Here is a 13,413-nt window from a genome sequence, read left to right on the forward strand (position 1 = left end):
ATCAAGCCGTCGTGGCGGCCTGGCACTGGTTGCGATCCAGCCAGTGCTCCAGTGCGCTGGCGCACAGCGGCGGCGAGAACAGGAAGCCCTGCAGTATCGGGCATCCCTGGCCGGCCAGGAATTGCTGCTGGGCCTGGCTCTCCACGCCTTCGGCGATCACCCGCATGCCCAGGCTGTCGCCGATGCGCAGCACCGAGGTGGTCAGCGTGCGCGCGATGGCGCTGGTCTCGATGTCGCGCACGAAGCTCTGGTCCAGCTTGAGCTCGTGGATCGGCAGGCGGTGCAGGTGGCTCAGGCTCGAATAGCCGGTGCCGAAGTCGTCCAGCGACAGGCGCACGCCCATCGCATAGATCGCCTCGATGTTGCCGAGCACGTCCGGATCCGGATCCAGCATCACGCTCTCGGTGATCTCCAGGGTCAGGTCGTCCGCCGCCAGGCCGTGCTCGGACAGGGTCTGGCCAATCAGCCCGGCCAGGGCGCGGTCGCGGAAATTGATCGCCGACATGTTGACCGAGATGCGCGGGATCGGCACGCCGCGATGGCGCCAGTCGGCCATCTGCACGCAGGCCTGGCGCAGCACCCACAGGCTCAGCTCGCTGATGAGGCCGCTTTCCTCGGCCACCGGGATGAAACGCCCCGGCGGGATCGCACCCAGCTCGGGATGCTGCCAGCGCAGCAGCGCCTCGACGCCGTGGATGTGCGTCTGCGCGCAGCCGCTGACCTGCGGCTGGTATTCCAGCCGCAACTGTTCCAGGCGGATGGCGTCGCGCAGGGCGGTCTCCAGCGAGACGCGTTCCTGCGCGACCTTGTTCATGTCGCTGCTGAAGAAGCGGAATGTGCCGCCGCCCTCGCGCTTGGCGCGGTACATCGCCATGTCGGCATGGCGCACCAGCAACTCGATGTCGCGGCCGTCGCCGGGATACATCGCCACGCCGATGCTGGCGCTGGGGTGCAGGGTCATGATGCCGACGCTGGCCGGTGCGGAAATCGCCCCCAGCAGGCGTTCGGCCAGGCTGCCGGCCTGCTCGGCGCTGCAGTGCGGCACCACCACCACGAACTCGTCGCCGGCCTGGCGGCCGGTGATGTGCAGTTCCTGCACCTCGCCGTCGATGCGCTGGGCGATGTCGCGCAGCAGGCCGTCGCCGGCGGAATGGCCCTGCGCATCGTTGATCAGCTTGAAGCGATCCAGGTCGACGAACAGCACCGCCGCCTGCGCGTTGACCCGGCCGGCATTGGCCAGCGCCTGCTCGGCCTTGGCGCTGAACATCATGCGGTTGGGCAGGCCGGTCAGGGTGTCGTAGAACGCCAGCTGGTGGACGCGCTCGTTGGCCTGCTCGCGCTCCATCGTCAGCGTGCACAGGTGCAGGCAGCTGTCGATCAGGCTGCGGTGGAGTTCGTTCGGTTCCTGCGGCTCGCGATAATAGAGGGTCACCGTGCCCATCACCCGGCCCAGGCTCGACTTGATCGGGCTGCTCCAGCTGGAACGCAGGCCCTGCGGCAGCAGCAGGTGGCGGCAGGGTTCGCAGGCCGGGTGGGTGGCGATGTCGTCGATCAGCATCGCCCGGCCGTGCCAGGCCGATGCACCGCAGGCGCCGGCGCGCGGCCCGATCGCGGTGCCGGTCATCTGCGTGGACAACACGCCGGGCAGGCTGGGCGCGGCCAGCGGGCGCATGCGGTTCTCGGCGTCGATGCCGGTGATGGAAATGACGACTTCCGGCGAGATGTGCTCGACCTCGCGGCAGAGCAGGGTCATCACGTCGCTGATCGGCATGTCGCGCACCAGCGCGTTGAGCACCTTCTCGTGCATCACCTGGTGCATCTTGGTGCGGGTGATGTCGGTCAGCACGTGGACCAGCCCCAGCACCTGGCCTTCTTCGCCGACCACCGGGCTGGCCGCGAGCGACACCCACAGCGGGCGGCGCGTCCTGGTGTAGAGCAGGAACTCGCCCTGGATCGATTCGCGCCGGGCGATGGCATTGCCGATGCGCTCGCACAACTGCGGATCGGTATCCGGTCCGGCCAGCAGGGTGGCCGGGACCTGGCCGATCATCGTCTGGCGGCTGTAGCCGAACATGCGGGTGAAGCCGCCGTTGACATAGGCCACCGAACGATCCGGGCCGGTGACGAAGATCGCGCTGTTGCTGTTGTCCAGCATCAACAGCATCTGCTGCAGGCGCTCCTGCAGCAGGTGCTGGTCGGTGACCTCGCGGGCAAAGAGCACCCACAATGTCTCGATGCCGGTGGATACCCGGATTGCCCGCAGCGACAGCATGCGCGGCGAACCATCGGCATGGGCCAGCGTCGCCGTCAGCGTGTCGTCGGCCGCCTGGCCAATCTCGCTGCCCGCCACCGCATTGCCGTCGGCATCGTGCAGCAGCGGCAGCAGCCGCTCCAGCGGCTCGCCCAGGGTGGCTTCCCGCGGGACCGCCCAGAGCCGCTCGGCCGCGCGGTTGAACAGCACGATGCGGTTCTCGCCATCGACGGCCAGCACCGCGTCGGGAGCCAGTTCCAGCGACTGCGACAGGAACGCCGGATCGTGCTCCGGCGCTTCTTGCACCGTATCCAGCGCGGTCAGGGCAGATCGCGGCATGGGCATTCCTTGCTGGGAGTCATTGCTGCGGTGGAGCGCAAGCTCGGGTTCACGGGTGGACGTACTCGAAAGGACGTGGTGGGGCACGCTTCTGTCTCTATCGGCCGCCGGGCCGATGGCTTGAACCATGACTCATGGCATGGGCGACCGGCGCCATCGCACTCAGAATTCCTGCCAATCCTGGGCCGTGGCGGCCGCCAGCGCCGGTTCGGCGGGCCGCGGGCGCGGCGGCGCCGGCCGGGATGCGCGCGGGATCCGTGCGGGAACGGTGGGGCGCGGCGCTGCCTCGCCGGCGATCCTGAACATCGCGATCGCCGAGGCCAGCGCGGTGGCCTGTTCCTCCATGCTGCGCGCGGCGGCCGAGGCTTCCTCGACCAAGGCGGCGTTCTGCTGGGTGGTCTCGTCCATCTGGGCGATGGTCTGGTTGACCTGCTCGATGCCGGTGGATTGTTCCTGCGAGGCGGCGGAAATCTCGGCCATGATGTCGGTCACCCGCTGCACCGAGGCGACGATTTCGCCCATCGTGGTACCGGCCTGGTTGACCAGCGCCGAGCCGTCGGTGACGCGGTTCACCGAGTCGTCGATGAGCTGCTTGATTTCCTTGGCGGCGTTGGCGCTGCGCTGGGCCAGCGTGCGTACTTCCGAGGCCACCACGGCAAAGCCGCGGCCCTGCTCGCCGGCCCTTGCGGCTTCCACCGCGGCGTTGAGCGCCAGGATGTTGGTCTGGAAGGCGATGCCGTCGATGACGGAGATGATGTCGGCAATCTTGCGCGAGGACTGCTCGATGTCGCGCATGGTGGTGACCACCTGGCCCACCACCTGGCCGCCCTGCGAGGCCACGCCGGCGGCGCCGATGGCGAGCTGGTTGGCCTGACGTGCGGAGTCGGCGTTCTGGCGCACGGTGGAGGTGAGTTCCTCCATCGAGGCGGCGGTCTCTTCGAGGTTGGCGGCCTGCTGTTCGGTGCGGCGCGACAGGTCGTTGTTGCCCGACGCAATCTCGCCGGCGGCGGTATTGATGTGGCCGGAGGCCTGCTGGATGCGGCCGACGATGTCGGTGAGCTGGGCGACGGTGGCATTGGCGTCGTCGCGCATGCGGGCGAACACGCCGTGGAAGTCGCCTTCCATCCGTGCGGTCAGGTCGCCGCGGGCGATGGCCTGCAGCAGGGCGGAGACTTCGGCCAGGTTGCCGTCGGTGGTCTCCATTAGGTGGTTGAGGCCCTGGACCATCTCGCGGAAGTCGTATTGATAGCGTTCGACGTCGCCGCGCTGGCTGAAGTCGCCTTGCGCCGCCGCGCCGGCCAGGCGCTTGATTTCGGCGTTGATGGCCATCAGGCTGGCCTTGACCGCGTCGATGGCCTGCTTGATGACGGCCTTCTCGCCGGGCAGGTCTTCCATCGTGACCGACAGGTCGCCCTGGGCGTAGCGCTCGACCACGGAAATGACCCGCATCTTCACCGCGATATGCGAGGCGACCAGGTGGTTGGTGCCCTGGACCATGCGGCCGTAGTCGCCGGGGAAGGCAGACTCGTCGATGCGATGGCTGATGACGCCGGCGTCATGCTGGCGGGCCATCTCGGTCTGCGCGGCGATGACGGACTTGAGCTGGGTCTGCATGTCGCGCATGGCGGCCAGCAGCCTGCCGCCCTCGTCCTGCGCCTCGACCTTGATGTCGGCATCGAGCCGGCCGGCGGCCACGGCACGGGCGACGTCGATGGCGCGCTTGAGCGGGCGGCTGATGGCGCGGGCGATCAGCAGGCCGAAGCCCACGCAGGCCAGCAGCCCGATCACGCCGAGCAGCAGGCCGGTCAGCATCGCGCGGTTGGAGCTTTCCACCGCGCCCTGTACGGTGGCGCGGAAGCGTGCGTCGGCCTTTTCCTGGGTGGCGGTGAGATGGTTGCGGTAGGTCTCCAGCGCCTCGGCCATCGCGCTGACCTTGTCCGGATCGGCGTCGGGATTCTGGGTGACGAAGTCCCCGGCCACCGAATACGCGATCTGGTAGTAGGCGTCGAATTCCTTGCCCAGCGCAGCCATCGTGGCGGCCTGCTCGCGATCGATTTTCTGCAGTTTCTCGTAGGAAGCGGAGATTTTGCCGGCCTCCTCGCGGGTGGCCTCCAGCATGTCGGTGTCGCCGGCGGCCGCGGCGCCGTTGAGTCCGTTGATGACGTCGTCGAGCGCGGCGACGTTGCGCGTCATCGCATCGAGCACCGGGAAGTGCACGTCGCGCACGGCCTGCAGGCGATCGTTGTTGCCGTTGAACACGAAGGTGCTGAAGCCCAGGTAGGCCAGCAGGCACAGGATGGACAACCCGGCGGGCGCCAGGACCTTCCAGAACAGGGGCAGGGCGAGGATGCGATTCATGACATGGGACTCGACGGATACGATAGGACGCCGCCGCCCGGGCGGCGGCGTCGGGGGCTCACGGCTTCAGCACGACCTTGACGCTGCCATCGACGGCGCCGGCGTTGATGTAGCCGATGGCGCCGGGGCTGGCGGCCACCGCCTTCTTGACGGCGTCGTCGCCCGCCACCTTCTTCGGGCGCTGCGCCTTGCCGGTGAACATCAGCTGCGACCAGTAGGCCTTCATCTGCGCGGCGTCCTTGCCGGTGACCTTGCTGTAGAACTCGTTGCGCACGGCGGCGCCTTCGTCCTGGTCGATCGGCGTGGCCGCGCCGCCGCCGGGCAGGCTGGACGACTTGGCCAGGAAGATCTGCGACACCTGGGCCTGGCTCAGGCTGGAGACGTCGCTCTTGGCCGACATCACGACGACCACTTCGGCATGGGCCAGCGCGCTGGCGGCGGAAAGCGCCGCCAGCAGGGCCAGGCGCGGAATGAATGAGGATTTCATGTGCGCGCTCCGAATCAGAAGACCAAATCGACCGAGGCCGAGATCAGGTTGTAGCTGCCACCGGGCTGGAACCCGGGCTGGTAGTTCTTCAGGCTGCCGAAGGAACCGGCATGGTTCTTGACGTGGCTGCCCTGCAGCTTGACCGCGACGTTGTCGCGCACGTCCCAGCGCAGCGAGGCGGTATAGCTGTGGCGGCTGTTGTTGTTCTGCGCCACGGCCATGTTGAGCGTGCCGATCGGGTCGGCCGCGCCGGGCAGTTCCAGCTCGCTGGTGTCCACGTGGGCGACGGTGAACGACGGCGTCCAGGCGCCCTTGCGGAAGCCTGCGCTCAGGTAGCCGGAGGTGGTCTTGGCGCTGATCGACGGCGCATAGTCGGCCTGGATGACCTCGGTGCGCAGGAACCAGTTGCCCGGATCGTAGCTGTAGCCGATGCCGCTGAAGCTGCCGTCCATGTCGCGCGGATCCAGGCGCGCGGCGATCGTCCCCAGGCTGGCGGGGAAGGGCGGGGACGGCAGGTTGCGATAGGTGTTGAACAGCAGCTCGATGCTCGGGGACGAGTATTTGACGTTGCCGCGGATGTGGCTGACGCGGAAGCTGGAAGCACCGCGATCGACCTGCACGCCCAGGCCGTGCAGGTCGTCCACATCGGCCTTCTCGGAGTCGATCTGGCCGTAGAACGCCTGCACGCCGATGACGGTGTCGCCGGCATTGATGGTGTAGAGGCCCTCGATGCCGTCCATCGCCAGCAGGTAGTTGTAGACCTCGTGCGGCGGGCGCACCCACGGCATGGCGTAGCCGACGCGCTGGTATTCGGACAGCATGTACAACGGCGCGGTGATGCGGCCCAGGCGGGCGCTGAAGGCCGGCGAGAAGCGGTACTTCACGTGCGCCAGCGAGATTTCCGGCTTGTACGAATCGGTCACCGCGTACTCGCTCACGGCCTGCACGACGCCGGTGAAGTCATCGGTGAAATTGGCGTTGAGCTGCAGCGCGAAACGCGAATCCAGCCGGGCCGAAGTGCCGTCGCTGGCGCCGACGCCCTTGTCGGACTGGAAGTCGGAAACCACGTCGGCGAGGTCCTCGGTCGAGTGCGCCACGCCCAGCGTGCCGAAGCCGCTCAGCGTGAACCGGTCCTGCCCGTCCTGCGCCAGCGCGGTCTGCGCGCAGGCCAGTGCGATCGCCAGGGCGATCAGTTGCTTCTTGGAATTCATCATGGACTCTGTATGGCTTGTGGATATGGAGGAATCGCTGGATTGCGGATCCCCTGAAAGCGTGGATCGATCACTTGCCGCGGGTCTTTTCCAGGACCGGGCAATGGTTCATCTGGCTGGCGCCGCGTCGCGACGCAGTGCCGGTGGTGCTCCTCCCACGAATGTGATATCGGCGGCAGAAGGCGTGGATTTAGCGGTTGCCGCGATTCCGGGCCGGATCGAGGTTGGAAATGTGATGCAGCATGTGATTTGCCGCGCCGCGGCAGGGTCATGCAGGCCGCGGTTGCCGTGCCGTTGCGGCTTCCGCCGCAAACGAACACACCCCGGTGGGAACCGGGGTGTGTCGTCATCGCCCAGGCTGGAAACGCGACCGGGATCAGAATTCCTGCCAGTCGCTCTCGCTGGCCAGCGCCGGTTCCGGAGCGTTCCGGACCGTGGCGGCGCGGGCCGCCGGCCTGGCTTTCGCGGTGGGCCTGGCGGCCGGCGGACGGATCCGGACCGGCGCCGGGGGGGCGGACAACCTGGCGGCCGACGGCGCCGGAGGGGTGTCCTGTTCCAGCCTGAACACCGCCACGGTGTGCGCCAGCGCGGTGGCCTGTTCTTCCATCGAGCGCGCGGCGGCGGAGGCTTCCTCGACCAGGGCGGCGTTCTGCTGGGTGGTCTCGTCCATCTGGGCAATGGTCTGGTTGACCTGCTCGATGCCGGTGGACTGTTCCTGCGAGGCGGCGGAGATTTCAGCCATGATGTCGGTCACCCGCTGCACCGAGGCGACGATTTCGCCCATCGTGGTGCCGGCCTGGTTGACCAGCGCCGAGCCGTCGGTGACGCGGCTCACCGAGTCGTCGATGAGCTGCTTGATTTCCTTGGCGGCGTTGGCGCTGCGCTGGGCCAGGGTGCGCACTTCCGAGGCCACCACGGCAAAGCCGCGGCCCTGCTCGCCGGCCCTTGCGGCTTCCACCGCGGCATTGAGCGCCAGGATGTTGGTCTGGAAGGCGATGCCGTCGATGACGGAGATGATGTCGGCAATCTTGCGCGAGGACTGCTCGATGTCGCGCATGGTGGTGACCACCTGTCCGACCACCTGGCCGCCCTGCGAGGCGACGCCGGCCGCGCCGATGGCGAGCTGGTTGGCCTGACGGGCGGAGTCGGCGTTCTGGCGCACGGTGGAGGTCAGTTCCTCCATCGAGGCGGCGGTTTCTTCCAGGTTGGCGGCCTGCTGCTCGGTGCGGCGGGACAGGTCGTTGTTGCCGGAGGCGATTTCGCCGGCGGCGGTGTTGATGTGGCCGGAGGCCTGCTGGATGCGACCGACGATGTCGGTCAGTTGGGCGACGGTGGCGTTGGCGTCGTCGCGCATGCGGGCGAACACGCCGTGGAAGTCGCCTTGCATGCGCGTGGTCAGGTCGCCGCGGGCGATGGCCTGGAGCAGGGCGGAGATTTCGGCCAGATTGCCGTCGGTGGTTTCCATCAGGTGGTTGAGGCCCTGGACCATCTCGCGGAAGTCGTATTGATAGCGTTCGACGTCGCCGCACTGGCTGAAGTCACCGGCCGCCGCCGCGCCGGCCAGGCGCTTGATTTCGGTATTGATGGCCGACAGGTTGTTCTTCACCGTATTCATCGTTTCGGTGATGACGGCCTTCTCGCCCGGCAGGCGATCCATGTCCACCGATAGATCGCCGACCGCGTACTGTCTGAGGACTTCGACCAAGCGCATCTTCACGCCGATGTGCTGGGCGACCAGCGCATTGCTCTCGCGCACCATGTGGCCGTATTCGCCGGGGAAAGCGGATTCGTCGATGCGGTAGCTGATGGTGCCCTCGTCATGGCGGCGGGCCATCTCGACCTGCGCGGCGATGACCTCGCGCAGCTGCACCTGCATGCGCTGCATGGTGCGCAACAACTGGCCCACCTCGTCCTGGCGGCGGGTGTCGATATGGCCGTCGAGATCGCCCCTGCTGACGCGCTCGGCCGCTTCCAGTGCCTGCCGCAACGGACGGGTCACGCTGCGGGTCAGGATGAACGCGAGGACCGCGCCGACCAGCAGCGCCAGGCCGGTCAGGCCCAGCATCAGCAGTTCGAAATTATGCGCGGTGGCGGCGGCGACGCGGGTTTCCTGCTGGTTCTTCTCTTCCTGCAGGTCGATGAACTGGTTGATGCGCGCCAGCCAGGTGACGAAGGCTGGGCGGACCTCGGCCATCAACAACTGGTGGGCGGCCTCGTTTTCGCCGGACGCGCGCAGTGCGCGCACCTGTTCGATCAGGGGCAGGGTATGGCTTTCGATTTCCTTGATGCTCTGCAGGATTTCCTTTTCCTTGCCGTCCGTGGATTCGGCCAGCAGCTTGTCCAGCGGCGCGGCGGATTCGGCATAGAAGCTGGCGAGGCTGTCGATCTCGGCCTCGGCGGCGGCCAGTTCCCCGGCATCGCCGACCAGCACGACGTCGCGCAGGGAGATGGCGCGGTCATGCACGCTGCCGCGGAAGTTGATGGCGTAACGCTGCTTGACGCTGTTGATTTCGTTGATGGTGGTCAGGCTATGGTCGATGCGCTCCACGCGCTGGATGCCCACGATGGTGAGCAGCAGCATGAGCATGATGACGAAGGCGAATCCCAGGGCGAGGCGTGGTCCGATGCGGAGGTTGCCGATTTGCATGAGGGTTCCATGAGGATAGGCCCCGCGCGGTGCGGGGGATGCTCCCATATCGGCGATGGCGCACGACTCTGAAGCCCTTGCGGCCAACGAAAGGGCACATGGATCCAATCACGCCGATGCAAGGCGTCTATCGGTACACGAAACAGCTTGCGGATTGGGCGTGGGGATCGATGCCCCTACCCGCTGCCATCGGCATGGACAGGAGCCGGCTCGGCCGCGGAGCGGGCACGGGACGTATGCGATACCGTCCTGGACCTGCCGGCGGCTCTGCCTGCTGCGATCGGCAAGGCATGGACCTGCCCGGTTCCGAGCCTGAACACCGCCACGGTCTGCGCCAGCGCGGTGGCCTGTTCTTCCATGCTGCGCGCGGCGGCGGAGGCCTCCTCGACCAGGGCGGCGTTCTGCTGGGTGGTCTCGTCCATCTGGGCAATGGTCTGGTTGACCTGCTCGATGCCGACCGACTGTTCCTGAGAGGCGGCCGAAATCTCGGCCATGATGTCGGTCACCCGCTGCACCGAGGCGACGATTTCGCCCATCGTGGTGCCGGCCTGGTTGACCAGCGCCGAACCGTCGGTGACGCGGCTCACCGAGTCGTCGATGAGCTGCTTGATTTCCTTGGCCGCGTTGGCGCTGCGCTGGGCCAGGGTGCGCACTTCCGAGGCCACCACGGCAAAGCCGCGGCCCTGCTCGCCGGCGCGGGCGGCTTCCACCGCCGCGTTCAAGGCCAGGATGTTGGTCTGGAAGGCGATGCCGTCGATGACCGAGATGATGTCGGCAATCTTGTGCGAGGACTGCTCGATGTCGCGCATGGTGGTGACCACCTGGCCCACCACCTGGCCGCCCTGCGAGGCCACGCCGGCGGCGCCGATGGCGAGCTGGTTGGCCTGGCGGGCGGAGTCGGCGTTCTGGCGCACGGTGGAGGTCAGTTCCTCCATCGAGGCGGCGGTTTCTTCCAGGTTGGCGGCTTGCTGTTCGGTGCGGCGCGACAGGTCGTTGTTGCCCGACGCAATCTCGCCGGCGGCGGTGTTGATGTGGCCGGAGGCGTGCTGGATGCGGCCGACGATGTCGGTGAGCTGGGCGACGGTGGCGTTGGCGTCGTCGCGCATGCGGGCGAACACGCCGTGGAAGTCGCCTTCCATCCGCGCGGTCAGGTCGCCCTCGGCGATGGCGCGCAGCAGCGACGACAGTCGCGCCAGGTTGCGGTCGCTGACCTCCATCATCGCGTTGAGGCCCCGGATCATCTCCAGGAAATCGTCGCGGAACCGGCTCTCGTCGCCACGCTGGCTGAAGTCGCCGGCCGCGGCGGCGCCGGCCAGGCGCTTGATCTCCGAGTTGATGGACAGCAGGCTGCGCTTGGCAGCGTCCATCGCCTCGTGCAGGAATGCGCGGGTGTCCGGCAGGCGGCGCGCATCACGGCTCAGGTCGCCGTTGGCGTATTCCTCCAGGATGGCGATCGCATCGTGGAAAGCATCCAGATGCTCGAACATCATCGTGTTGATGCCGGTGGCCAGCTCGCCGTAGACGCCGGGGAAATCCTGCGGCATGCGGTGGCCGATGTCCTTGCCCTCATGCAGGCGGATCATCTGCCGGGTTTCGCTGGAGAAACGCTCCAGCATGTGCACCATTTCGTCGGTGGCCTTGAGCATCTGGCCGACTTCGTCGCGGCCGTGCGCGCCGGTGCGCACGGTGAGCTCACCGCGCGAGACGCCCTTGATCGCGGCCAGGGCGCGAGCGACCGGTTCCAGTATGGAGTTGCCAATCAGCCAGCCGATCGCCAGGTTCAGCACCACCAGCAGGCCGCCGACCAGGGTCATGACGATGGTGAACTTCATCGCCTGCGCCTGGGTGTCGTCCAGGTAGATGCCGGTGCCGATGACCCAGCCCCAGGGCTGGTACAGCCCGGCATAGGAGGTCTTGGCTATCGGGCGATCCTTGCCGGGCTTGGCCCAGGTGAAATCGACGAAGCCGCCGCCAGCCCGCGCGGCCTTCACGAACTCGGGATAGATGTGCTTGCCATCCGGGCTGAGCACGTCACCCAGCGGCTTGCCGACCAGGTCCTCGCGCAGGGGATGCATCAGCATCCTGGGTTCCTCGTCGTGGACATAGAAGTAGTCCACGCCGCCATTGGCCTGCATCCTGCCCACCGCCAGCAGGGCATCGCGCTGCGCGGACTCCAGGTCCATCTCGCCCTTTTCCACGCGCCTGGCGTATTCGTCGATGACGCCTATCGCCAGTTCGGTCTGCGTCTTCAATCCCTGCTGGCGCGTGTGGGTGAGATCGAGGTACTGCATGCGCGCGGCGGTGACCGCCAGCGCGATGATGCCCACGGCGACCCAGAACGACTGGAACAGGAACTTGCGCTTGAGCGGGATGTCGGAAAGCGCGGACGATAATCTGGCTTGGATCTTCATGGGGACTCGATTGCGCGTGCGGATGCTTCATGTGGCCGGTGACGCGGGAGTGACGAAAGCCGACCCCCGGCGCGCCGGGGAGGCGGGTTTGCAGTCACGCCCTTTCCTTAGCGGCAGCGGCAGCGGGAATTGCAGCCGCGGGCGGCACGCATGTCGCAAACCCGGGCCTGCATCACGCAATGCCGGCTTTTCGCCACTCCACAAACGGCGACGACCGCAGGCCGGGCCTGCGGTCGTCGATGGAACGCGAACTTCAAGCGGTTGCGATCAGGCCGCGATCTGTTCCGGCAGCTCGTGCTGGCTCAGGTCGGCGCTGTTGATGAGCGTCTCGATGTCGAGCAGGATCAGCATGCGCTCGTCGACCGTGCCGATGCCGGAGATGAAGCGGGTGTCGACGCTGGCGCCGAATTCCGGGGTCGGGCGGATCTGCTCCTGCTCCAGCGGGATCACGTCGGAGACGCTGTCCACCACGATGCCGACCACGCGATCCTCCACGTTGAGCACGATCATCACGGTGAAGGCGTCGTAGCGCGCTTCCTTCAGGCGCAGCTTCAGGCGCAGGTCGATGACCGGCACGATGGTGCCGCGCAGGTTGATCACGCCCTTGATGTAATCGGGCGCGTCGGGCAGGCGGGTGACCGCGTCGTAGCCGCGGATTTCCTGCACCTTGAGGATGTCCACGCCGTAGTGCTCCTCGCCGAGGGTGAAGCTCAGGAATTCCTCGACGCTGGTGGATTTGGTGTCGCTCATTCGTTTGTGCTCCTGCGGCGGTCGTGCCGGAGTGGGGGGCGCCGGTCGGCCCGGCGGCATGGCGGAATCATCTACCTCCGGTATCGGCATGCGCGCGTGGTTCTTTAGCCGGCGGGAATGTGACGGAATGCCGGAAACCGCATCAGGCCACGCCGCGCTCGCGGGCGCTGCGCTGGCGTTCCATCCGGAAGATGTAGCGCTGGACCAGCACGTCGCCTCCGCGCGGCAGTTCGGTGAACTGGCAGCCGGCGCGCCAGCTTTCGACGCCGTTCGGACTGACCTGGCGGAACAGGTTCCTGATCATCAGCCGCACTTCCAGCGGGTCGCAGTCCGGCAACTGCAGCCGGCAACCGGTGTACTCGCGGTAGGGGCGGTAATCGGGATGGTCGGCGGGCACGGCCAGCGCCAGCCCGCCGACGCTGATGTCCACCACGCGATAAGCGACGTGTTCGATGCGGCCCTGCTCGCGCAGATGCGGCAGGGTGCAGGTCAGCGACTGGGTCAACGGCACCTGCAGGCGGAAGTGCTCGCGACGCTGCAGCCGCAGCAACTGCGTCGGCAACGGGGCGCGGAAGGCGACCTGGCCGTCCAGCTCCATCCTTTCGAGCCCGGCCAGCCGGAACTGGATGTGGATGCGATCCAGTTGCGAGACCAGGGTGAGATGGTGGCATTCGGCGACGCTGCGGTTGATGGCTTCGTTGAGGCTGCCATCGATGTGGACGTGCTCGCCGTCCTCGGACAGCCCGATGACCGAGGTCGGGAAACCGTGGTTGCGCGGTGCCGCGTGCGCGCTGACCAGCGCGCGCTTTTCCGCCAGGGCGTTGAGCACCTGGCGGATTTCGCGCTCGCTGCGCAGGAGGTACTTGTCCTCCTCATCGTACCGTACCGGTTCGATCCGGTCGGGTTCGGCGGTTTCCGTCATGATCATCGTGCAGGCTGGGCAGGCCGCACTCTGGCGT

At 67.3% G+C, this 13,413-nt stretch carries 8 protein-coding genes; all 8 read right to left on the minus strand.

Going from position 1 to position 13,413, the window contains the following annotated elements:
• Window position 1 precedes the first annotated feature (1 nt).
• A complete protein-coding gene (locus tag AAG688_RS07835; RefSeq protein ID WP_411834777.1) occupies window positions 2-2,590 on the minus strand; it encodes an EAL domain-containing protein in 2,589 nt (862 codons plus the stop codon).
• 162 nt (window positions 2,591-2,752) lie between these two features.
• Window positions 2,753-4,948 carry a methyl-accepting chemotaxis protein gene (locus AAG688_RS07840; RefSeq protein ID WP_411834778.1) on the minus strand — a complete coding sequence of 732 codons (2,196 nt, stop codon included), beginning with the start codon at window positions 4,946-4,948 and terminating at the stop codon, window positions 2,753-2,755.
• Window positions 4,949-5,006: 58 nt separating this feature from the next.
• On the minus strand, window positions 5,007-5,435 hold the full coding sequence (locus AAG688_RS07845; RefSeq protein WP_411834779.1) for a phosphate ABC transporter substrate-binding protein: 429 nt from the start codon (window positions 5,433-5,435) through the stop codon (window positions 5,007-5,009).
• Between the two features lie 14 nt (window positions 5,436-5,449).
• A complete protein-coding gene (locus AAG688_RS07850) occupies window positions 5,450-6,646 on the minus strand; it encodes a hypothetical protein (protein WP_411834780.1) in 1,197 nt (398 codons plus the stop codon).
• A 376-nt stretch (window positions 6,647-7,022) separates the two neighbouring features.
• Window positions 7,023-9,293 (minus strand): methyl-accepting chemotaxis protein, encoded by a 2,271-nt coding sequence (locus AAG688_RS07855; RefSeq protein ID WP_411834781.1) that lies wholly within the window; start codon window positions 9,291-9,293, stop codon window positions 7,023-7,025.
• 176 nt (window positions 9,294-9,469) lie between these two features.
• Complete coding sequence (locus AAG688_RS07860; protein ID WP_411834782.1) at window positions 9,470-11,704, minus strand: methyl-accepting chemotaxis protein; 2,235 nt, start codon at window positions 11,702-11,704, stop codon at window positions 9,470-9,472.
• Between the two features lie 267 nt (window positions 11,705-11,971).
• Complete coding sequence (locus AAG688_RS07865; RefSeq protein WP_411834783.1) at window positions 11,972-12,454, minus strand: chemotaxis protein CheW; 483 nt, start codon at window positions 12,452-12,454, stop codon at window positions 11,972-11,974.
• Between the two features lie 142 nt (window positions 12,455-12,596).
• A complete protein-coding gene (locus tag AAG688_RS07870; RefSeq protein WP_411834784.1) occupies window positions 12,597-13,376 on the minus strand; it encodes a flagellar brake protein in 780 nt (259 codons plus the stop codon).
• Window positions 13,377-13,413 lie beyond the last annotated feature (37 nt).

This window comes from Pseudoxanthomonas mexicana, from assembly GCF_046736355.1.
In the GTDB taxonomy this organism is placed as follows: Bacteria; Pseudomonadota; Gammaproteobacteria; order Xanthomonadales; family Xanthomonadaceae; genus Pseudoxanthomonas_A; species Pseudoxanthomonas_A mexicana_B.

What these genes read in the sequence shown, in the direction of transcription:
- AAG688_RS07835 (WP_411834777.1), bottom strand. Translation starts at nt 2,590, where the DNA reads ATGCCGCGATCTGCCCTGACCGCGCTGGATACGGTGCAAGAAGCGCCG.
- AAG688_RS07840 (WP_411834778.1), bottom strand. Translation starts at nt 4,948, where the DNA reads ATGAATCGCATCCTCGCCCTGCCCCTGTTCTGGAAGGTCCTGGCGCCC.
- AAG688_RS07845 (WP_411834779.1), bottom strand. Translation starts at nt 5,435, where the DNA reads ATGAAATCCTCATTCATTCCGCGCCTGGCCCTGCTGGCGGCGCTTTCC.
- AAG688_RS07850 (WP_411834780.1), bottom strand. Translation starts at nt 6,646, where the DNA reads ATGAATTCCAAGAAGCAACTGATCGCCCTGGCGATCGCACTGGCCTGC.
- AAG688_RS07855 (WP_411834781.1), bottom strand. Translation starts at nt 9,293, where the DNA reads ATGCAAATCGGCAACCTCCGCATCGGACCACGCCTCGCCCTGGGATTC.
- AAG688_RS07860 (WP_411834782.1), bottom strand. Translation starts at nt 11,704, where the DNA reads ATGAAGATCCAAGCCAGATTATCGTCCGCGCTTTCCGACATCCCGCTC.
- AAG688_RS07865 (WP_411834783.1), bottom strand. Translation starts at nt 12,454, where the DNA reads ATGAGCGACACCAAATCCACCAGCGTCGAGGAATTCCTGAGCTTCACC.
- AAG688_RS07870 (WP_411834784.1), bottom strand. Translation starts at nt 13,376, where the DNA reads ATGACGGAAACCGCCGAACCCGACCGGATCGAACCGGTACGGTACGAT.